The organism is Pseudoalteromonas sp. SIMBA_162 (genome assembly GCF_046535955.1).
GTDB lineage: Bacteria > Pseudomonadota > Gammaproteobacteria > Enterobacterales > Alteromonadaceae > Pseudoalteromonas > Pseudoalteromonas marina.
In genome coordinates, this window is the sequence record NZ_JAWJBQ010000835.1 from 1 (window position 1) to 251 (window position 251).

1 protein-coding gene is annotated in these 251 nt (G+C 32.3%); it reads left to right on the forward strand.

Annotation, left to right across the window (positions count from 1 at the left end; genetic code table 11):
- The coding region (gene fliS / locus R0J88_RS22025) for a flagellar export chaperone FliS (protein ID WP_410901181.1) at positions 1–251 on the forward strand (251 nt) is incomplete at both ends.

The following is a 251-nucleotide window of genomic DNA, read 5'->3' on the forward strand; positions in this document are numbered from 1 at the left end:
GGAGAACTCACACTCATGTTATATAACGGGTGTTTAAAATTCTTAGTAAAAGCCAAAAACGCAATCGAAGAAAAAAATATTCAAGATAAAAATAGTAATCTTCAAAAAGCCCAAGCGATTATTAAAGAATTAATGGTGACATTGAAAACGGATCAAGAAGTCGCAAACCAAATGCTCTCCTTATACGACTACATGAACCGTCGCCTGATCGAAGCAAATATTAAAAATGATATAGAAATTATTGATGAAGT